General features: G+C 74.9%; 18 protein-coding genes. 10 read left to right on the top strand and 8 right to left on the bottom strand.

Annotated elements, in window-relative coordinates; translation table 11 throughout:
- Positions 1-40 precede the first annotated feature (40 nt).
- Entirely contained in the window at positions 41-559 is a 519-nt protein-coding gene (locus ACFQ8Y_RS18760) for a GNAT family N-acetyltransferase (RefSeq protein ID WP_430586404.1), read from the top strand.
- A gap of 15 nt (positions 560-574) precedes the next feature.
- On the opposite strand, the gene ACFQ8Y_RS18755 is transcribed toward ACFQ8Y_RS18760, so the two are convergent.
- A complete protein-coding gene (locus ACFQ8Y_RS18755; protein ID WP_430586403.1) occupies positions 575-1,597 on the bottom strand; it encodes a thiamine-phosphate kinase in 1,023 nt (340 codons plus the stop codon).
- Positions 1,598-1,649: 52 nt separating this feature from the next.
- On the opposite strand from ACFQ8Y_RS18755, the gene ACFQ8Y_RS18750 reads away from it, so the two are divergent.
- Both ACFQ8Y_RS18750 and ACFQ8Y_RS18745 read left to right on the top strand, forming a co-directional pair.
- Positions 1,650-2,144 (top strand): DUF3515 family protein, encoded by a 495-nt coding sequence (locus ACFQ8Y_RS18750; RefSeq protein ID WP_430563783.1) that lies wholly within the window; start codon positions 1,650-1,652, stop codon positions 2,142-2,144.
- A 46-nt stretch (positions 2,145-2,190) separates the two neighbouring features.
- Entirely contained in the window at positions 2,191-2,604 is a 414-nt protein-coding gene (locus ACFQ8Y_RS18745) for a VOC family protein (RefSeq protein WP_430586402.1), read from the top strand.
- A gap of 28 nt (positions 2,605-2,632) precedes the next feature.
- Here the strand turns inward: ACFQ8Y_RS18745 and ACFQ8Y_RS18740 are convergent, their stop codons facing one another.
- Both ACFQ8Y_RS18740 and ACFQ8Y_RS18735 read right to left on the bottom strand, forming a co-directional pair.
- On the bottom strand, positions 2,633-3,811 hold the full coding sequence (locus tag ACFQ8Y_RS18740; protein ID WP_430550208.1) for a D-alanine--D-alanine ligase family protein: 1,179 nt from the start codon (positions 3,809-3,811) through the stop codon (positions 2,633-2,635).
- A gap of 43 nt (positions 3,812-3,854) precedes the next feature.
- The gene (locus ACFQ8Y_RS18735; protein ID WP_430586401.1) at positions 3,855-5,498 is read right to left on the bottom strand and encodes an AMP-binding protein; all 1,644 of its coding nucleotides are present in this window, start codon (positions 5,496-5,498) and stop codon (positions 3,855-3,857) included.
- 230 nt (positions 5,499-5,728) lie between these two features.
- Here ACFQ8Y_RS18735 and ACFQ8Y_RS18730 point away from each other — a divergent pair, with 230 nt between their 5' ends.
- Genes ACFQ8Y_RS18730 through ACFQ8Y_RS18720 form a run of 3 tightly spaced genes read left to right on the top strand, consistent with a single transcriptional unit; the run spans position 5,729 to position 9,416 of the window.
- Positions 5,729-7,141: a hemolysin family protein gene (locus tag ACFQ8Y_RS18730; protein ID WP_430550210.1), complete on the top strand. Its 1,413-nt coding sequence runs from the start codon at positions 5,729-5,731 to the stop codon at positions 7,139-7,141.
- Positions 7,138-8,169, top strand: a complete 1,032-nt coding sequence (locus ACFQ8Y_RS18725) for a CNNM domain-containing protein (protein ID WP_430550211.1) — start codon at positions 7,138-7,140, stop codon at positions 8,167-8,169. Before ACFQ8Y_RS18730 ends, ACFQ8Y_RS18725 begins: the two co-directional genes overlap by 4 nt.
- A gap of 26 nt (positions 8,170-8,195) precedes the next feature.
- Positions 8,196-9,416: an acyl-CoA dehydrogenase family protein gene (locus tag ACFQ8Y_RS18720; RefSeq protein WP_430550212.1), complete on the top strand. Its 1,221-nt coding sequence runs from the start codon at positions 8,196-8,198 to the stop codon at positions 9,414-9,416.
- 18 nt (positions 9,417-9,434) lie between these two features.
- Here ACFQ8Y_RS18720 and ACFQ8Y_RS18715 read toward each other — a convergent pair whose 3' ends face one another.
- Positions 9,435-10,394: an aldo/keto reductase gene (locus tag ACFQ8Y_RS18715; protein WP_430586400.1), complete on the bottom strand. Its 960-nt coding sequence runs from the start codon at positions 10,392-10,394 to the stop codon at positions 9,435-9,437.
- 57 nt (positions 10,395-10,451) lie between these two features.
- Here ACFQ8Y_RS18715 and ACFQ8Y_RS18710 point away from each other — a divergent pair, with 57 nt between their 5' ends.
- From ACFQ8Y_RS18710 to ACFQ8Y_RS18700, 3 genes are all read left to right on the top strand, one after another.
- On the top strand, positions 10,452-11,882 hold the full coding sequence (locus tag ACFQ8Y_RS18710) for an MFS transporter (protein ID WP_430586399.1): 1,431 nt from the start codon (positions 10,452-10,454) through the stop codon (positions 11,880-11,882).
- On the top strand, positions 11,879-13,453 hold the full coding sequence (locus ACFQ8Y_RS18705) for a pyridoxal phosphate-dependent decarboxylase family protein (RefSeq protein ID WP_430586398.1): 1,575 nt from the start codon (positions 11,879-11,881) through the stop codon (positions 13,451-13,453). Before ACFQ8Y_RS18710 ends, ACFQ8Y_RS18705 begins: the two co-directional genes overlap by 4 nt.
- A 130-nt stretch (positions 13,454-13,583) precedes the next feature.
- Positions 13,584-14,744 (top strand): trans-sulfuration enzyme family protein, encoded by a 1,161-nt coding sequence (locus ACFQ8Y_RS18700; protein ID WP_430586397.1) that lies wholly within the window; start codon positions 13,584-13,586, stop codon positions 14,742-14,744.
- A 25-nt stretch (positions 14,745-14,769) separates the two neighbouring features.
- Here ACFQ8Y_RS18700 and ACFQ8Y_RS18695 read toward each other — a convergent pair whose 3' ends face one another.
- The 4 genes from ACFQ8Y_RS18695 to murA all read right to left on the bottom strand — a co-directional run bounded on the left by ACFQ8Y_RS18695 (position 14,770) and on the right by murA (position 18,719).
- The gene (locus ACFQ8Y_RS18695) at positions 14,770-15,489 is read right to left on the bottom strand and encodes an HAD-IA family hydrolase (protein WP_430586396.1); all 720 of its coding nucleotides are present in this window, start codon (positions 15,487-15,489) and stop codon (positions 14,770-14,772) included.
- Positions 15,490-15,556: 67 nt separating this feature from the next.
- Entirely contained in the window at positions 15,557-16,606 is a 1,050-nt protein-coding gene (locus tag ACFQ8Y_RS18690) for an NAD(P)H-dependent glycerol-3-phosphate dehydrogenase (RefSeq protein WP_430563774.1), read from the bottom strand.
- Positions 16,603-17,361 (bottom strand): lysophospholipid acyltransferase family protein, encoded by a 759-nt coding sequence (locus ACFQ8Y_RS18685; RefSeq protein ID WP_430550219.1) that lies wholly within the window; start codon positions 17,359-17,361, stop codon positions 16,603-16,605. The genes ACFQ8Y_RS18690 and ACFQ8Y_RS18685 overlap by 4 nt, the downstream gene beginning before the upstream one ends.
- Before the next feature lie 41 nt (positions 17,362-17,402).
- Positions 17,403-18,719, bottom strand: coding sequence for a UDP-N-acetylglucosamine 1-carboxyvinyltransferase (gene murA, locus ACFQ8Y_RS18680; protein ID WP_430550220.1), 1,317 nt, complete (start codon positions 18,717-18,719; stop codon positions 17,403-17,405).
- Between the two features lie 237 nt (positions 18,720-18,956).
- Between murA and ACFQ8Y_RS18675 the strand changes: the two genes are divergently transcribed.
- Positions 18,957-20,309 (top strand): MFS transporter, encoded by a 1,353-nt coding sequence (locus tag ACFQ8Y_RS18675; protein ID WP_430550221.1) that lies wholly within the window; start codon positions 18,957-18,959, stop codon positions 20,307-20,309.
- The last annotated feature ends 38 nt before the right edge of the window (positions 20,310-20,347 follow it).

The following is a 20,347-nucleotide window of genomic DNA, read 5'->3' as shown; positions in this document are numbered from 1 at the left end:
GGCCTTGGCCGAGGCGGCGACGACGTGGCACTCTGAGCAGATGATCGTGCAGACCGACAGCGACGTGGAGATCCGGCCCGCCGCGGTGACCGACGCCGGGCGGATCGCCCAGGTGCACCTCACCTCGTGGAAGGGCGCCTACGCCAGCGTGCTGCCGGCCGAGTACCTCGACTCCCTCGACGCGACCGAGCGGGCCGCCCAGTGGCAGCAGATCCTCGACGAGGGCACCCGCACCACGCTCGTCGCCGAGGGCGACGGCCGCCTCCTGGGTTTCGCGAGCTACGGCCCGTCGCGCGACGAGGACGCCGAGGACGGCGACCTCGAGCTCTACGCGATCTATCTCGACCCCGAGTCCTGGGGCCGCGGCGTCGCCCGCGACCTGATGCGCACCGTCCTCGCCGACGTCCCCGACGGCGTGCCGATGTCGCTGTGGGTGCTCGCGCAGAACGAGCGCGCACGCCACTTCTACCGCCGCCACGGCTTCCAGGCGGACGGCGTCGAGCGCATGGACGACATCGGCGACACCCCGGTCACCGAGGTGCGCTACCGCCGCGGCTGAGCGACCCCCGCGCGGTCACCCGCCGAAGTGGTCCCACCCGCCGCGCGCGGCGGGCTCCGCACCGTCCACGGTGACGACGGCGGGTCCCTGCCGCACCTGCCCCACACGGCGGAAGCCCTCCGGCAGCGCGACGCCCGGCGGGAACGCGGCGAGCAGGCCGTGGTCCTCTCCCCCGGTGAGCGCCCATCCCCGCGCGGCGTCCCGAGCGGCCTCCGGGTCGAGCCCCAGCCCCCGGGCGGCGGGCAGCAGCCGCTCGACGTCGATCGCCAGCGCGCCCGCCTCGACGTCCACGCCGACGCCGCTCGCGCGCGCCATCCGGCCCGCGTCGCGCAGCAGCCCGTCCGAGACGTCCAGCATCGCGGTGGCCCCGCCCCGGGCCGCCGCCGGACCGGCCGCGAGCGGCGCCCCCGGGCGCAGGTAGCCGGCCACGCAGGCACCGACCCCCGCCGCGCCGTCGACGGTCGTCGCGTCCGCGGGGGCCGCCGCGCCGGCGTCGAGCAGCGCGAGGCCTGCCGCCGAGAGCCCGCGGTGCCCGGCGTAGGCCAGCACGTCGCCCGGCCGCGCACCGGCCCGCGTCACGGGCGCACGCCCCTCCAGGTCGCCGTGCGCGGTGACCGCCACGACCACGGTCTCGCCGCCCGACAGGTCCCCGCCCACGACGCCCGCCCCGACCGGCGCGGACACGTCCGCCAGGCCGCGGGCGAGCCCGGTCACCCAGTCGACCGGCAGGTCTCCCGGGACCACGAGCGACACGACCAGGGAGGTCGGGCGCGCGCCCATCGCCGCGACGTCCGCGAGGTTGGCCGTCGCGGCCCGCGCCCCGACGTCGTACCCGCCCGACCAGCGCCGGCGGAAGTGCCGGTCCTCGACGAGCACGTCCGTCGTGACCACGAACCGCGCGTCCGGGGCCGCGACCACCGCCGCGTCGTCCCCCGGGCCGAGCAGGGTCGCCGCCGCCGCGGGCAGCAGCGGGAAGATCCGCGCGAGCAGGTCCTCCTCGGACAGGTCGCGCACGAGGGGTCGGGTGGCGTCGGTCACGGGACGACTGTAGGCGGTCGGCGGGCACGTCCCGCCCGGTAGCGTGGTCGCCGTGCCCCGTCGTGCCCGTGCCCTGATGTCGTCCCGCGCCGCTGCCCGCGCCGTCGCGCTGGGCGTCCTCGTCCTCCCGTTGGCTGCCTGCGCCACCACGATCGGCGCGACGCCCGCCGAGGACGCCGCCAACCCGGACTGCGCGCCCGTCATGCTCGCGCTGCCCGACGTGCTCGCGGGCGACCTCGACAAGGCGAAGACCAACGCCCAGGCCACCGCCGCCTGGGGCGAGCCCGGGGCCGCCGTGACGCTGCGCTGCGGCGTCACCCCGCCCGGACCCTCTCCCGACTGCCAGCGCGTCGAGTCCCCGGCGGGCGCCGTGGACTGGATCGTCGAGGCCGGCGAGGACGGGACTTGGCGGTTCACCACCTACGGTCGCGAGCCCGCCGTCGAGGTCGTCGTGCCCCCGTCGGTCACCGAGGACCACTCGACGTCGTTCGTCGGCGATCTCGCCCAGGCCGTGAGCAACGTGCCGCCGACCGCGCAGTGCACCTGACGCGACTGCCGAGGCGCGGACCGACCGCCCGTGGCACGGTGACGGGATGGACCAGCGCCTGAGCCTCGTCACCCTCGTCGTCGCCGACCTCGCCGCCACGCGGCGCTTCTACGTGGAGGGCCTCGGCTGGGAGCCGCTGATGGAGGCGCCCGGCGAGGTGCTGATGTTCCAGGTCGGGCAGCACGTCGTGCTGTCGCTCTGGGACGAGGGGCACGCCACGGAGGAGATCGGGCCGGTGGTGCGCGGCGGCACCGCGCCGCTGACCCTGGCGCACAACGTCGGCACGCCGGCCGACGTGGACGCCGTCCTGGCGCACGCCCGCCGGGCCGGCGCCGCGACGGTCCGCGACGGCGTGCAGCGCGAGTGGGGCGGCTACTCGGGCTACTTCACCGACCCCGACGGGTTCCTGTGGGAGGTCGCGCACGCCCCGGGCCCGCTCGGCGAGCTCGTGGTGCCCTGAGGCTCGCCGACCTCCTGCACGACGCCGTTCAGCGCAGGCCGGTGGGGCGCTCCAGGGCGAGCTGGATGAGCTCGTCGACGAGCTCGGGGTAGCTCACGCCCGACGCCTCCCACATGCGCGGGTACATCGAGAAGGGCGTGAACCCGGGCATGGTGTTGATCTCGTTGACGATCACGCGCTCGTCGGGGGTGACGAAGACGTCCACGCGGGACAGGCCCTCGGCCTCCACCGCCTCGAACGTGCGCACCGCGACCTCGCGGATCTCGTCGATGACGGCCTGCGGCAGCTCGGCCGGGCAGCGCAGGTCGACGTGCGCCTCGTCGAGGTACTTCGCCTCGAAGTCGTAGAACGCGTGGCTGTCGTGGTCGACGACGATCTCGCCGGGCAGCGACGCCCGCGCCCGCGCGCCGTCGTGCCCGCCGAGCACGGCGCACTCGATCTCGCGGCCGTCGATCCCGGCCTCGACGACCACCTTGGGGTCGTGCTCGCGCGCGGCGTCGACGGCGGCGGGCAGGTCGGCCAGGTCGTCCACGCGCGTGATGCCGAGCGACGACCCCGCGCGGGCGGGCTTGACGAACAGCGGCAGGCCGAGCGGCTCGACGGCGGCGACGCACGCGGCGCGGTCCCGCTCCCACTCCCGGGGGCGGATCACGACGTACGGGCCGACGGCGAGGCCCTGGCCGGCGAGCACGAGCTTCATGAAGTGCTTGTCCATGCCGACCGCCGAGGCGAGCACGCCCGCGCCGACGTAGTGCACGTCCGACAGCTCCAGCAGGCCCTGCACCGTGCCGTCCTCGCCGAACGGCCCGTGCAGCAGCGGGAAGACGACGTCGACCTCGCCGAGCAGCGCGGGCACCTGGCCCGGCTCCAGCACGCGCAGGGTGCGCTCGCCCTGGGTGAGCGACAGCACGACCTCGGCGCCCGAGTCGGCGGTCACCTCCGGCAGCCGGCCGTCGGTGATCTGCCACCGCTCCGGGTCGTCGGCGGCGATCACCCAGCGACCCTCGCGCGTGATGCCCACGGGCACGACGTCGTAGCGGTCGCGGTCGATCGCGCGCAGCACGCCGGCCGCGGTGGACGCGGAGATGGCGTGCTCGCCCGAGCGACCGCCGAACAGCACGGCGACGCGGGTCTTGCGCGGGGCACCGTCGCCTGCGGGCGGGACGGCAGGAACGGGGCTCGTGGGAGCGGCGGTGGCGTCGGACATCGCCGCCCAACCTACCGGACCCGGACCCGCCGTCCCCACCACCTCAGCGGGCGCGCAGCTCCTTGCGCAGGATCTTCCCCGCCGCGGACTTCGGGACCGCGTCGACGAACTCCACGACCCGCACCTTCTTGTACGGGGCGACGTGCTCGGCGACGAAGGCCTGCACGTCGCCGCCGTCGAGCCTGCTGCCCTCGGCCCGCACGACGAACGCCTTCGGCACCTCCCCCGACTCCGGGTCCGGCACGCCGATCACGGCCGCGTCCGCGATCTCGGGGTGCGTGAGCAGCAGCGCCTCCAGCTCGGCGGGCGCCACCTGGTACCCCTTGTGCTTGATGAGCTCCTTGAGGCGGTCGACCACCGTGAACGCGCCGTCCGCGTCGACCGTCACGATGTCGCCGGTGTGCAGGAAGCCGTCGGGCTCGAGCGTGTCCCGGGTGGCCTGCTCGTCGGCGAGGTAGCCGACCATGACGTTCGGACCGGAGCACAGCAGCTCGCCGGGCGCGCTGACACCGACCTCGGGCAGCGCGATCGCCTCGCCCGTCGCCGGGTCGACGACCTTGGCCAGCATGTTGGGCACCAGCAGGCCGACGGTGCCCGGGGAGATGTCGGTGCGGTCGACGGGCACGACGTGCGAGACCGGCGACATCTCGGACATCCCGTACCCCTGCAGCACCCGGGCGCCCGGCAGGCGGCGGCCCACCGCCTCGGCCAGGTGCTCGTCGAACGGGGCCGCCCCCGACATGAGGATCCGCACGCTGGACAGGTCCCTGCCGGCGGCCGCCGGGTGCTTGGCGAGCGCCAGCGCGATGGGCGGCGCGACGAACAGCACGGTGGCCCGGTGCTGCTCGACGACGCGCAGGTACTCGGCGAGGTCGAACCGCGGCAGGGTGACGAGCGCCGAGCGCTGGTAGATCGCGCCGTTCATGAGCACCGTCATGCCGTAAATGTGGAAGAACGGCAGGACCGCGGGGACGACGTCGTCAGGTGCGAGGGGCAGGTACGCCTCCGTCTGCACCACGTTCGCCACGAGGTTGCGGTGGGTCAGCATCACGCCCTTCGGCAGCCCCGTCGTGCCCGACGAGTAGGGCAGGACGGCGAGGTGCGTGCGGGGGTCGAACGCGACGTCGGGCGCGGCGTGGCCGCCCGCGAGGAGCTCCCCGAGCGACGGGTGGCCGTCCGCGCCGTCGAGCACGACGACGTCGGCGGCCGCCATCCCTACGGCGTCGGCGCCGGCCTCGGCCGCCGGCAGCAGGGCCGAGACGGTCACGAGCGCCCTCGCCCCGGACGACCCGAGCTGCTTGGCGACCTCGCGCCCCGACGCGAGCGCGTTGATCGTGGTCACCGTGATGCCGGCCCGCAGCAGCCCGTGGAAGACGGCGACGAAGGCGGGCACGTTGGGGCTGTGCAGGGCCACCACGTCCCCGAGGCCCAGGCCCCGGGCGGCGAACGCCCCGGCGATCGCCTCCACGCGGTCACGCAGCTCCCCGTAGGTGATCCTGGCGCCGCTCGGGCCGTCGACCAGCGCGACCCGGTCGACGTCCGCGGCGGCGAGGGACGCGAAGAGGAAGTCGTAGAGGCTGACGTCGGGGATCTCGACGTCGGCGTGCGGGCTGCGGATGACGGAACGGTCGGTGCTGCTGGTGTCGGCGCTGCGGCCGACGGCGGTGTCGGCGCTGGTCTCGGACATGGCGGTCCCTTCGTGCGGCACGGTCCTCGTCGACCGTGTGCACGGGAGCGTAGCGCCGGGAACCGATGGCGCGGGAGCGTCGTTGGGGCGATCGTGGACATCACGAACGACTCGAACGCCATCGCGGCGCCCCCGGCCGAGGATCAGGCCGCGCCCGCCGACGACCCCAGTCATAGTCCGGGCTCCCCGCAGCCCTCGACTCCTGCCGACCCTGAGGCGGTGCGCCCCCGGTGACCGCCGTCCTCTCCCTCCTCCTCGGCATCCTGGTGATCCTCGTGATCACGGCGGCGACGGCCTACTTCGTCGCCCAGGAGTTCGCCTACATGACCGTGGACCGCTCCCGGCTCGCCGCCCGCGCGGAGGCCGGTGACGCGACCGCGAAGCGCGCCCTCGCCGTCACGCGCCGCACGTCCTTCGTCCTCTCGGGCGCCCAGCTCGGCATCACCGTGACCGGCCTGCTGGTCGGCTACGTCGCCGAGCCCCTGGTGGGCGACGCGCTGGGCACGATGCTCGGCGGCGTCGGCGTCCCCACCGGGGTCGGCGTGGCCGTCGGCACGGTGGCGGCGCTCGCCGTCTCGACGCTGGTGCAGATGCTGTTCGGCGAGCTGTTCCCGAAGAACCTCGCCATCGCCCGGCCGGAGCCCACGGCCCTGCGCCTGGCCGGCTCGACGACGGCGTACCTCACGGTCCTCGGCTGGCTCATCGCGATCTTCGACAAGGCGTCGAACGCGCTGCTGCGCGTGCTGAAGATCGAGCCGGTGCACGACGTCGAGCACTCCGCCACCGCCCGCGACCTCGAGCACATCGTGGCCGACTCGCGCGAGAGCGGCGACCTCCCCGACGACCTGTCGGTGCTGATCGACCGCATCCTCGACTTCCCGCAGCACGACGTCGAGCACGCCATGATCCCGCGCTCGCGCGTCGGCACCGTCGACCCTGCCCTCACCGTGGGCGAGCTGCGCACGCTCATGTCCGGCGGCCACTCCCGCTACCCGGTGGTGGACGCCGAGGACCGCGCGCTCGGCGTCGTCCAGCTCACCGACCTGCTGCGCACCGGCCTCGACGACGCCGCTCCCGTCACCGACCTCATGCGGCCGGTCACCGTGCTGCCCACCCTCATGGCGCTGCCGGACGCCCTCACCGAGCTGACGCGCACCCGCAACCAGCTCGCCGTCGTCGTCGACGAGTACGGCGGCCTCGCGGGCGTGCTCACCCTCGAGGACCTCGCCGAGGAGCTCGTCGGCGAGATCACCGACGAGCACGACCCGGACCTGCCGGTCACCGTGGCGCACGAGGACGACGGCGCCTGGGTGATGGGCGGCGACGTCCACCTGGACGAGGCGGAGCGCGCCATCGGGCACGACCTGCCGCGCGGCGACCACGAGACGGTCGCCGGGCTGCTCATCGCGCAGACGGGCGCGCTGCCCCGCGCGGGAGACGCGGTGAGGGTCGACCTCCCGCCGGACCCGGCGGACCTCGTGCACGACGAACCCCGCCGCCGATGGCTCGAGGTCGACGTGATCTCGGTCGAGCGGCACGTGCCCCACCTGGTGCGCGTGCGGCTGTTCGAGGGCACCGCGGAGGGCACGGTCGAGCCCGCCCCGGACGCCACGCCCGACCTCGCGAAGGAGGACGACCGATGAGCAACCCCTGGGTCGTCGTCGTCGCGACCGTCGTGATCATCGCGCTCAGCGCGTTCTTCGTGGCCGTGGAGTTCGCCCTGCTCGGGGCGCGCCGCCACCGGCTGGAGGACGCCGCCCCGCGCAGCCGGTCCGCCCGGGCCGCGCTGCGCAGCTCGTCCGAGCTCACGCTGCTGCTCGCCGGGTCGCAGCTCGGCATCACCGCCTGCACCCTGGCGCTCGGCGCCGTGACCAAGCCGGCGGTCCACCACTGGCTCACGCCGCTGTTCGCGGCGTGGGGCGCGCCGTACTGGGTGGCCGACGTCGCGGGCTTCGTGCTCGCGCTGATCCTCGTGACGTTCCTGCACCTCGTGGTGGGCGAGATGGCGCCCAAGTCGTGGGCCATCGCGCACCCGGAGGCGTCCGCGACGCTCCTCGCCCTGCCGATGCGGGCGTTCATGTGGGTCACCCGGCCCGTGCTGCGCTGGCTCAACGCGCTGGCCAACCAGTGCCTGCGTGCCGTCGGCGTGGAGCCGGTGGACCACATCGAGGCGGGTCACGACCCGGCCACCCTGCGGCACCTCGTGGAGCACTCCGTGAACGTCGGCGCGCTCGACGCCACGTACTCCACGCAGATCGCCGGGGCGCTCGAGCTCGAGACCCTCACCGTCGACGCGCTGGTGCCGGAGGGGGCACGCCCCACCTCTGTCGCCGCGGACGCCACGGCCTCCGACGTGCGCGCCGCGTCCGTGGCGTCCGGCCACCTGCGCATCCTGCTGCGCGACGGCGGTGCCGAGGGTGAGGTGGCCGGCGTCGTGCACGTGCGCGACACCCTGCTGCTCGACGACGGCGCCCCCGTGGCACCCGTGGCGCGCGCGCCGTTCGTGCTCGACGCGGCGACCACCGTGCACGCGGCGATCTCGCTGCTGCGCGAGGCGGGAGAGCAGCTCGCGCTGGTGCGGCGCGACGGGCGCACGCTCGGCGTCGTCACGCTGGCGGACGTGCTGCACCGTTTGCTGCCGCAGGGGCAGGAGGCGACGGCGGACGTCTGAGCCAGGGCGCGGCGTACGGTGAGGTCATGCCTGTGACCTCGCCGGACGCCGCGCCGTCGTCCTTCCCCTCGCCGCTCTCCGCCCCGCGCCAGATCCTCACCGACGAGCTGCTGGAGACGATCCGCGGCCGTGCGGCGGCGTACGACCGCGAGAACGCGTTCTTCGCCGACGACCTCGCCGACCTCAAGGCGGCGGGGTACCTGCAGGCGATGGTCCCGCAGCACCTGGGGGGCGCCGGCCTGACCCTGCGCGAGGCCGCGCGCGAGCAGGCCCGGCTCGCCGGCGCGGCGCCCGCCACGGCCCTGGCGGTGAACATGCACCACGTGTGGGTGGGCGTCGCCCGGTTCCTGCACGAGCGCGGCGACTCCTCCCTCGACTGGCTGCTCGAGGAGACGGCGCACGGCGAGGTCTTCGGCTTCGGCTACTCCGAGGCGGGCAACGACCTGGTGCTGCTCGGCTCGCGCACCGAGGCCCGTCCCGACGGCGACGGCGGGTACTCCTTCCACGGCACGAAGATCTTCACGTCCAACTCCCCCGGCTGGACGCGTCTCGGTGTCATGGGCCTGGACGACGCGACCGACCCCGACGACCCGCGCATCGTGCACGCGTTCGTCACCCGTGACGGCGGCGGCTTCGAGATCAAGGACGACTGGGACACGCTCGGCATGCGGGCGTCGCAGTCCTGCACCACCGTGCTCGACGGCGCCCACGCCCCCGCCGACCGCGTGCTGCGGCGCATCGCGCCCGGCCCCAGCCTCGACCCGTACGTGCTGGGGATCTTCACCAGCTTCGAGATCCTGCTCGCGAGCGTCTACCTGGGGATCGCCGACCGCGCGCTGGCGCTCGCCGTCGAGACGGTCGGGAAGCGGCGCTCGATGAAGACCGGCAAGGCGTACTCGCAGGACCCGGACATCCGCTGGCGCATCGGCACCGCCGCCCTCGCGCTGGACGGCCTGTGGCCGCAGCTCGACCTCGTGGCGGGCGAGGTCGACGCCCAGGTCGACGTGCGGTCCGGGTCAGGTGCCGGCTTCTTCCGCTCGACGGCGGGGCTCAAGGTGCGCGTGACGGAGACGGCCCGCCAGGTGGTGGACGAGGCGATCCGTTGCTCCGGCGGGTCCACGTACTTCAACCGCTCCGAGCTCGGCCGGCTCTACCGCGACGTGCTCGCCGGCATCTTCCATCCCAGCGACGACGAGTCCGCCCACTCGACCGTCGCGCAGGCCGTGCTCGGCCCCCTCGAGGACTGACGACCGCCCCGAGACGGTTCAGGCGGAGGCGCCGTCCAGCCGGGCGAGCTCGTCGGGAGTGAGCTCCAGCGTCATCGAGCGCAGCAGGGCGCCGAGCTGGCCCGTGTGCCGGGCGCTGGCGATAGGCGCGACGACGGTCGGCTGCGCGCGCAGCCAGGCCAGCGCGACGGACGCGACGGGCGCGTCGTGGGCGGCGGCGACGTCGTCGAGCGCGGCCAGCACGCGCCGCCCGCGGTCGTCGAGGTAGCGCGCGGCGCCCTGGGCACGGGGGCTGTCGGGCGCCTCGCCGTCGCGGTAGGTGCCGGCGAGGAAGCCGGAGGCGAGCGCGTAGTACGGCAGCACCCCGAGCGCGTGGCGCTCGGCGGCCTGGCGCAGCCCGTCCTCGAAGCCGCGCTCCACGAGGTTGTAGTGCGGCTGCAGGGCCACGGGACGGTGCAGGCTCGCCGCGTCGACGGCGGCGAACCACTCGTCGATCCGCCCCGGCGTGTAGTTGGAGACGCCGATCTCGCGCACGAGGCCGTCGTCGACGAGGGCGGAGAACGCCGCCGCCGTCTCCTCGATCGGGGTGTCGGCGTCGTCGAAGTGGGCGTAGTACAGGTCGATGCGGTCGGTGCCCAGGCGCTTCAGCGACGCCTCCGCCGCGGCCCGGACGTTCGCCGCCGCCAGCCCGCGGAACTGCGGGTGCGCGGAGACCTTGGTCGCGACCAGCACGTCGTCGCGCCGGCCCGTGCGCGCGAGCCAGCGGCCGATCGTCGCCTCGCTCTCGCCCCCGGAGTTGCCCGGCACCCAGGCGGAGTACCCGTCGGCGGTGTCGAGCATGCGCCCGCCGGCGTCGGCGAACGCGTCGAGGACCGCGAAGGACGCGGCGTCGTCAGCCGTCCAGCCGAACACGTTGCCGCCGAGCACCAGCGGCGCTCCGGCGAGGTCGAGGGAGCCGAGCGCGAGGCCGGCCGGGGCAGAGTTCGTCGCCTGGGTCACAGTACGCACAAGGACGGCGGGCCCCGCGGCATTCCCGGACCGCTACGATCCCGCGTCATGACGCTGCGCAGGGGCACGGTCGCCCGGTACGCCGTCGGGTCCGTCGGCACCGGCGGGTTCGCGACGCTCCCCGGCCTGGTGCTGGTCTTCTACCTCACGGACACCCTCGGCGTCGCGGCCGGGCTCGCCGGTCTGCTCGTCACCGCGGCGAAGGTGTGGGACGTCGTCATCGACCCGCTGATCGGCGCGGCCAGCGACCGCGAGCGCGCCCGCACCGGGCGCCGCCGGCGCCTCATGGTCGTGGGCGGCCTCGCCCTGCCGGTGTTCTTCACCCTGACGTTCGCCGTGCCGGCCGGCCTCGCCCCGGCGGGAGCGGCGACCTGGGTGCTCCTCGCCTTCCTCGCGGCGGCGACGGCGTTCAGCCTGTTCCAGGTGCCGTACATCGCCCTGCCCGCCGAGCTCGCCGGCACCTACGACGCCCGCACGCGCCTGCTCACCGCGCGGGTCGTGGTGCTCACCGCCGCGATCCTGCTGTTCGGCGGCGGCGGGCCCGCGCTGCGGGGCCTCGGGGGCGACGACGAGCGGCTCGGGTACCTGCTGATGGCGGTGGCCGCGTCGCTGGTGCTCGGGGCGGCGCTGCTCGTGGCGTCGACGGTCGAGCGCTCCGCGGGACCGCCCGCCCCGCCGCGGCCGGTCCCGGCCCGCCCCCGGCTCGCCGCGCACTACCGCGAGGGGCTCGGGCTGCTGCGCTCGAGCCGCCCGTTCCGCACCCTGCTCGGCGCCTTCGTGCTGCAGGCGCTCGCCACCGGCGCCATGCTCGCGGGCGCCCAGTACGTCGCGACCTGGGTGCTGGACGACACGGCCGCGGTGACGTTCCTGTTCGTCGCCCTCGTGGGGCCGGCGCTCGTCGTGACGCCCGCGTGGGGCGTGCTCGCCCGTCGCACCGGCAAGGAGCGCGCGTTCCGCCTGGCGTCGGTGCTGTTCGCCGTCGCGGCGCTCGCGCTGCTGCCCCTCGCCTGGGCGCCCGGTGCCTGGGTGTACGCACCCGTGGCCCTCGCCGGCGCGGCGTACGCGGGCATGCAGTCGCTGCCGATGGCGATGCTGCCCGACGTCATCGCGCACGACGCCCGCGTGACGCGGACCGACCGTGCCGGCGCGTTCGGCGGCATCTGGACCGCGGGCGAGACCACCGGCATGGCCCTCGGCACCACCCTGCTGACCGTGGTGCTCGCCGTCACCGGCTACGTGGAGTCCACCGGCGCTCAGGCCGTCGACCAGCCGCCCGCCGCCGTGCTCGGCATCGTCGCGTCGTTCAGCCTCCTGCCCGCGCTGCTCGTGGTCGCGAGCCTCGTGCCCCTCGGCCGCTACCCGTTGCGCCGGCGCGACGTCGACGCGCACGACGACGGGCACGACAGCGCGCCCGGCCCCGCCGCCCCCGACCCCACCCGGGCCGACGCCCCCTCTCCCCGTCCCCAGGAGGCCCCGTGAACCGCCCCGCCCTGCCCGCCGACGCGCGCGACGATCCGTTCGACCTGGCCCAGGACCCCGCCGCCGTGCTCGCGGCGCTGGCCGCCCTGCGCCACCGCGACGCGCCCACCCACGGCGGCCGGGTGCTCAGCTACGTGTACGACCCGGGCGTCCCCGAGCTGGACGCGCTCGCCGGCGACGCGGCGCGCGCGATGCAGCCCGTCAACGGCCTCGACCCCACGACGTTCGGCTCGGTGGCCGCCCTGGAGCGCGACGTCGTCGCGTTCGCGCGCGACCTGCTCGGCGGCGACGCGGACACCGTCGGCAGCGTGACGAGCGGCGGCACGGAGAGCTGCCTGCTCGCGGTGCAGTCCGCGCGGGACACCTGGCTCGCCGCCCGCCGTCTGCGGCCGGGCGAGGCACGCCCCCGGCTCGTCGCCCCGGTCACGGTGCACGCCGCGTTCCAGAAGGCCGCCCATCTCTACGGGCTGGAGCTCGACCTCGTGCCCGTCGCCGCCGACGGCCCGACGGCGGGCGCCGTCGACGCCGCGACGCTCGGCGCGCGCCTGACCGGCGGCCCCGCGGGCGCGGCCGACGTCGCGCTCGTCGTCATCTCCGCGCCGTCCTACCCGCACGCCGCCGCCGACCCGGTGGCCGACGTCGCCGCGCTCGCCGCCGACCACGGCGTGCCGCTGCACGTGGACGCGTGCATCGGCGGCTTCGCCCTGCCCTTCTGGCCCGGGCTGCCCGCCTGGGACCTGCGCGTGCCCGGCGTGACCAGCGTGAGCGCCGACCTGCACAAGTACGCGTTCGCACCCAAGGGCGCGTCCGTGCTGCTGCACCGCGACCGCGACCGCCAGCGGGCGCAGTACTTCGCCACCACCCGGTGGCCCGGCTACCCCGTCGTGAACCCGACGCTGCTGGGCTCGCGCTCGGGCGGCCCGCTCGCCGCCGCGTGGGCGATCCTCCAGGCCCTCGGTACGGACGGGCTCGCGACGCTCGCCGGCCGCGCCCGGCGTGCCACCCTCGCGCTGCGCGACGCCGTCGACGGACCGGCCGGGATCGACGGGCTGCGCGTCGTCGGCTCGCCCGTCGGCCCGCTGCTGGCCGTGGCCGCCGACGCCGCGGTGCCCGCGGACCGGCGCGTCGACCCGCACGTGTGGGCCGACGCCGTGGCGCGCCGCGGCTGGGTCCTCCAGGCGCAGCCCGGCCTCGACCAGGCCGACGGCACGCGGCTGCCGCACACCACGCACCTCACCGTCACCCCCGTCACCGAGGGCGTGCTGGACGAGCTGGTGCCGGTGCTGCACGCCGCCGCCGACGAGGTGCGCGGGCGGCCGCGGCCCGACGCCGGCGCGCTGCTCGGCGCCCTCCCGCCCCTCGACCCCACCGCGACCCTCGACTCCGCGACGGCCGCGGCGCTCCTGGACGGGATCGGGCTGGGCACGGTCGGCGGCGACCCCGACGCGGCGCCGGGCGTCGGGCCCATGGCGCCGCTGCTGGCGCTCGTCGAGGCGCTGCCCGCGCCGCTGGTCGAGCGGCTGCTGGTCGAGCTGCTGGCCCGCCTCGTCGAGCCGCGCGCCGCCGTCTGACCTGAGTTGTCAGGACAACTCGCGTGACTCAGGGCCTGTCAGGGCGAGCCCCGGGTCTACCGCGCGCTCGTCCTGACAGGTCGGTGGGACGGCGCGTCGCCGGCCGGGTGCCCCGTCGTACCCTGCGGCCATGACGCACGACCCGCACGAACCGCAGGTGCCGCTGTCCCCCGCCACCCTCGCCGTCACGGCGGGCCGGCCGCCCCGCGTCCAGGGCGGGCCGGTGAACCCGCCGGTCGTGCTGAGCTCCACCTACGTCAACCAGGGCGTGACCGGCCCCGGCGAGCTGCTGTACACGCGGATGGACACCGAGACGTGGCACCCGTTCGAGGACGCCCTCGCCGCGCTGGAGGGCGCCCCGCACGGCGTCGTGTTCGGCTCGGGCATGGCGGCCGTGATCGCGGCCGTCGGCGACGTGCCCGACGGCGGCGCGGTCGTGGTGCCGCGGCACGCCTACCAGGTGTCGCTGGGCTACCTCGACGACCTCGCGGCGCGGCACGGAGTCGACGTGCGCCGCGTCGACGTCGCCGACACCGCGCAGGTGGTCGCGGCGCTCGACGGCGCCGACGTGCTCCTCGCCGAGTCGCCCACCAACCCCATGCTCGAGGTCGCGGACCTGCCCGCGATCCTCACGGCCGCTCGCGAGCGCGGCGTGCGCACCGTCGTCGACAACACGTTCGCGACGCCGCTCGGCCAGCGCCCGCTGGACCTCGGCGCGGACGTCGTCGTGCACTCGGTGACCAAGTACCTGGCGGGCCACTCCGACGTCGTGCTCGGCGCCGCCGTCACCCGCGACGACGAGATCGCCGCCGGCCTGCGCGCGTACCGGACGCTGCACGGCGCCATCCCCGGACCGATGGAGGTGTGGCTGGCGCTGCGCGGCCTGCGGACGCTGCACCTGCGCGTGGAGCGGGCGAGCGCGTCGGCGGCGGAGCTCGCCCGACGCCTCGCGGCGCACCCCGGCGTGGCCGAGGTGCGGCACCCGTCGCTGCCCGGCGACCCCGGCCACGAGCGCGCCGCCGGCCTCATGAACGGCTTCGGCGCGATCCTCGGCGTCCGCCCGCACGGCGGACCCGCCGCCGCCGACGCCGTGGTCGCCGCCGTGCGGCTCTGGGTGCCCGCCACGTCGCTCGGCGGCGTCGAGTCCACGCTGGAGCGGCGGCGGCGGTTCGCGACCGAGTCCCCGACCGTGCCCGAGGACCTGCTGCGCCTGTCCGTGGGCGTCGAGGACGTCGAGGACCTCTGGGCGGACCTCGACCAGGCCCTGCGCTCCGGCGCCGGCCGCGGCTGACCGCGCCCGGGTCGGGCCGGCGCCCTCAGGCGACCGGCGACCGCAGCTCCCCGGCGAGCAGGCGTCCGCGCAGGTCCGCCAGGTCGGCGGCGTACAGGTCGAACGCGTCGTCGTCCCGCGGGGCGTCGCCCTGCGGCCGCGGCACGTAGGCGGTGCGCATCCCCGCGGCGGCCCCGGCACGCAGGTCCCAGGCGTGCGCGGCGACCAGCACGGGCGGCCCCGCCGTCCCTGTCGGCGCGGGCGCCGGCACGGCAGCGGCGACCGCCGCGGCGTAGACCTCCGGTGCCGGCTTGTATGTGCCCGCGTCCTGGGCCGACAGCGCCCGGTGCCACGCCAGGCCGGCGTCCGCGCGCAGCGCGGCGAGCGTGCGGCGGTCCGCGTTGGACAGGCCGAGCACGGTGAAGTCCCGTGCCAGGGCCGCCACGCCCGCCACGGAGTCGGGCCAGGGACGCAGCCGCTGCGCGGCGGTCGCGAGGCGGGCGACGACGGGCGCCGGCAGCGCGCCCTCGGCGGCCAGCCCGGCGAGGACCTCGCGGTCCAGGTCACCGCTCGGCACGAAGTCCCGACGCCCCGCGACCACCTCCTGCTCCCGGTCGGCGACCCGACCGAGCCACGTCGCGACGACGTCGCGCGCGGCCCCCGCGTCGAGCCCCGCGCCCCGCACCTCGGCCTCCAGGCTCCCCGCCTGGTCGACCAGCGTGCCGAGGACGTCGAACACCAGGACGGGCCGGGGACCGGGAGTCATGGCGCCACCGTACGGGCGTGGTCCGACGACCGCGCTGCGGAGGTCGGGCGGGGAGCGTTCCCCGCCGTCAGGCGTCGACGCCCTCGGACTTCTGCGGGCGGGCGAGCAGGCCGCGGGCCATCTCCTCCACCGGGAGGCCCTCGTAGAGCACCGCGACGACGCCGGCGGTGATCGGCATGTCGACGCCGTGCTTGGCGGCGAGGTCGAGCACGGAGCGGCAGGACTTGGCGCCCTCCGCCGTGGTGCCGGTGGCCGCGACCGCCTCCTCCAGCGTCATGCCCTCGCCGATGTGGCGGCCGAGGGTGTTGTTGCGCGACAGCGGCGAGGTGCACGTCGCCACCAGGTCGCCCATGCCCGCCAGGCCCGCGAAGGTCGCGGCGTCGGCCCCGAGCTCGAGGCCGAGGCGCGTGATCTCGACCAGGCCGCGCGTGATGACGGTCGCGACCGTGTTCGAGCCGAAGCCGCGGCCCTGCGCCATGCCGACGGCCAGCGCGACGACGTTCTTCACCGCGCCGCACAGCTCCACGCCGACCACGTCGTCGTTGGTGTACGGGCGGAAGTAGGCGTTCGAGCAGGCCTCGGCGACGAACCGCCCCGCCGACTCGTCGGAGCACGCCACCACGGTCGCCGTGGGCTGGCGCCGGGCGATCTCGGCCGCGAGGTTCGGTCCCGAGACGACGGCCACGCGCGAGAGCGGCACGTCGAGCGCCTCGACGATGACCTGGCTCATGCGCTCGTCCGTGCCGAGCTCCACGCCCTTCATCAGGGAGACGATCACGGCGTCGGGCTCGACGAGGTCGCGGAGGCCGGTGAGCGTGGCGCGCGACACCTGCGACGGCACCGCCACGACGACGATCTGCGCGCCGGCCAGCGCCGCGGCGGCGTCGGTGGTGCCCGTCATCGCGGGCAGCTCGATGCCGGGCAGGTACTTGCCGTTGGTGCGCCGGGTCGTGACCTCGTCGGCGACGGCCGCGTCCCGGCCCCACAGCCGGACGTCGCAGCCCGCGTCGGCGAGGACCATCGCGAAGGTCGTCCCCCAGGACCCCGAGCCCAGGACGGCGACACGGGTCGGCGCCGACGGGTTCCCGGACGGGGGTGCGGTGGTCGGGTTCGTCATGGGCGCTCCACGGGCGGGTAGACGGTCTGCTTGCGTTCGTACTCGGGGTGCTTGCGCAGGTCGAAGCGGGTGGGCGGGGCCGTCTCGCCGCGGATCTCGGCGAGCTGCACGGTGATCGCGTCCATGACGCGGTTGGTGGCCTCGCGCAGGCTCTGCGTGTCGATCGGCCGGTCGTACAGGTCGGACAGGTCCACGGGCGGGCCGGCGACGATCGTCACGGGTTTGCGCGGGAACGGCCGCAGCAGGCGCCCGTACCGCGGCAGGATCTTGTGGGCGCCCCACTGGGCGACGGGCACGACCGGCAGGCGGCTGGCCAGCGCCAGCCGTGCCAGCCCGGTCTTGCCCTCCATCGGCCACAGGTCGGGGTCCCGCGTGAGCGTGCCCTCGGGCAGGATCGCCACGCAGGCGCCGCTGCCGAGCTGGTTGCCCGCGTCCTCGAGCGACCGGGCGGCCGCGGACGTGCCGCGGTCCACCGGGATCATCCGCGTCGCCCGCAGCACGGACCCGACCACCGGTGCGGTGAACAGGCCGCGCTTCGCGAGGATCCGCGGCTCGAACCCCTTGTCGAAGAGGTAGTGCGCCAGCGTCAGCGCGTCGTACTCGGTGACGTGGTTGGCGGCGGCGATGAACCCGCCCTCGCGGGGCAGGTTCTCCTCGCCGCCGTCCCAGTCGTAGCGGACCATCGAGAACAGCAGCGGCCGCACGATGCGCGCGACGAGGCGGTAACCACGGGAGTCAGGACGGGCGATCGGCACGGGGCCAGAGCCTACCGCCCGGCCTCGGTGGTCGAGGCGCCTCAGCCGCGGGAGACGTCGGCGCCGAGCGCGACGAGCTTGTCCTGGAACGACTCGTACCCACGGTCGATCAGGCTGATCCCCCGCACCGTGGAGGTCCCCTTGGCCGTGAGCGCCGCGATCAGGTGGGAGAACCCGCCCCGCAGGTCCGGCACCACGATGTCCGCCGCGGACAGCGGCGTCGGGCCGGAGATCACGGCGGAGTGGTGGAAGTTGCGCTGCCCGAACCGGCAGTCACGGCCACCCAGGCACTCCTTGTAGACCTGGATCGTCGCGCCCATCTTCCGCAGCGCGTCGGTGAACCCGAACCGGTTCTCGTACACCGTCTCGTGCACGATCGACAGGCCCTTGGCCTGCGTGAGGGCCACGACGAGCGGCTGCTGCCAGTCCGTCATGAACCCCGGGTGCACGTCCGTCTCGAGCACGATGGAGTCCAGGTCCCCGCCCGGGTGCCAGAACCGGATCCCGTCCTCCTGCACGTCGAACCGGCCGCCCACCTTCCGGAACGTGTTGAGGAAGGTCATCATCTCCGGCTGCGTGGCGCCCTTGATCGTCACGTCGCCGCCGGTGGCCAGGGCCGCCGACGCCCACGACGCCGTCTCGATCCGGTCGCTCAGCGCCGTGTGCGAGTACCCCTCGAGGCGGTCGACGCCCTCGATCCGGATCACCCGGTCGGTGTCCACCGAGATGATCGCGCCCATCTTCTGCAGCACCGCGATCAGGTCCATGATCTCGGGCTCGATCGCCGCACCGGTCAGCTCCGTGATGCCCTCGGCACGCACCGCCGTCAGCAGCAGCTGCTCCGTGGCGCCCACCGACGGGTACGGCAGCGAGATCTTCGTGCCCTGCAGCCGGCGCGGGGCGCGCAGCTGGATGCCGTTGGGCATCTTGTCCACCACGGCGCCGAACTGGCGCAGGATGTCCAGGTGGTAGTTGATCGGCCGGTCGCCGATCCGGCAGCCGCCCAGGTCGGGGATGAACGCCTCACCCAACCGGTGCAGCAGCGGCCCGCAGAACAGGATCGGGATGCGGCTCGAGCCCGCGTGCGCGTCGATGTCCGCCACGTGCGCCGACTCCACGTTCGACGGGTCGAGGTCGAGGATCCCGGCGTCCGGGTCCGACTTCACCGTCACCCCGTGCAGCTCGAGCAAGCCCGTGACCACGCCCACGTCACGGATCTGCGGCACGTTGCGCAGGACGCTCGCCGACTCGCCCAGCAGCGACGCCACCATCGCCTTGGAGACGAAGTTCTTCGCCCCCCGCACCGTGATCGTGCCCTCGAGAGGGGTCCCGCCGTTGACGTGCAGCAGATCGTTCATGTCGTCGTGTTCGTCCCGTCGTTACGGATGCAGTGGTCCCGGGACGTGGTCGATGCCGTCGTCCCAGCGCGCCGTCGATCCTGCCTCGCCCGGCACGGTGGTGCCAACACGCGCCCCGGCGGGCTTATTCACGTTCACCACACCTTCACGCGGCGGGCACCGGCACGCAGCGGAACGCGATTCATATCTTGAGACAACTGTTCATGATTCGGGACAGCGGTCGTACGGTCGTCGACCATGACCACCTCCGTCACGTCGGGTGCCACGAGCGCGCCGACGCCGGCCGTCAACTCGCGCGGCCGCGTCGTCGTCGCGTCGCTCATCGGCACCTCCATCGAGTTCTACGACTTCTACGCGTACGCCACCGCGGCCACGCTCGTCTTCCCCGCGCTGTTCTTCCCGAACCAGGACGGCACGACGGCGCTGCTCGCGTCGTTCGCCGCGTTCGGCGCGGCGTTCGTCGCCCGGCCCGTCGGGTCGGTCCTCTTCGGCCACTTCGGCGACCGGATCGGCCGCAAGCGCACGCTCGTCGCGTCGCTCCTGACCATGGGCATCGCGACCGTGGTCATCGGTCTCATCCCCAGCGCCTCGACGCCGGGCTGGACCGTGCTCGCCCCCACCGTCCTCGTGCTCTGCCGCTTCTGCCAGGGCCTGGGCCTCGGTGGCGAGTGGAGCGGCGCCGCGCTGCTGGCCACGGAGAACGCCCCCGCCGGAAAGCGCGCCATCTGGGGCACGTTCCCCCAGCTCGGCGCCCCGATCGGGTTCATCCTGGCCAACCTCGTGTTCATCGGGCTCTCCACGTCGCTCAGCGACGCGCAGTTCCAGAGCTGGGGCTGGCGCGTGCCGTTCCTCGCCAGCGCCGTCCTCGTGATCGTCGGCCTGTGGGTGCGCCTCAAGCTCATCGAGACGCCGGCCTTCCAGAAGGTCGTCGAGGCCGACGCCGTCGCGAAGGTCCCGGTCGCCGCCGTCTTCCGCACCTCGTGGCGCAAGATCGTCTCCGGCACGTTCATCATGCTGGCGACCTACGTGCTCTTCTACCTGATGACCACGTTCACGCTGACGTACGGCACCACCCCCGCGTCCGACGTGCCGCCCGGCCTCGGCTACGCGAAGGTCGACTTCCTGTGGATGCTGATCATCGGCGTGGTGTTCTTCGGCATCTTCACGCTGGTGTCCGGCCCGCTCGCGGAGCGGTTCGGCCGCCGCGGCCACCTCCTCGTCGTCACGGCCGCGATCGCCGTCTTCGGCCTGCTCTTCGTGCCGCTGTTCGGCGGCGGCACGACGGGCGTCATGGCGCTCCTCATCCTCGGCTTCACGCTCATGGGGCTGACGTTCGGCCCGATGGCCGCCATGCTGCCCGAGCTGTTCCCGGGGAACGTCCGGTACACGGGCTCCGCCATCGCGTACAACGTGTCGTCGATCCTCGGTGCCGCCGTCGCGCCGTTCATCGCGGTCTGGCTGTGGGGCATCACGGACTCGCCGGTGCTGGTCGGCATCTACCTCTCGGTGATGGCCGTCATCACCCTCGTGGCGCTCTTCGTCGAGAAGGACACCACGCACGTCGACTTCACGGACGACGTCGGCGCCTGACGCGCCCGGCACGTGACGACGGCGCCGCTCCTCCGCAC

The sequence above is a fragment of the Isoptericola sp. NPDC056605 genome, assembly GCF_042792795.1.
Classification (GTDB): Bacteria; Actinomycetota; Actinomycetes; order Actinomycetales; family Cellulomonadaceae; genus Isoptericola.
Note: the sequence above shows the minus strand (reverse complement) of the source record. Positions and strands in the feature narration are given on the sequence as shown.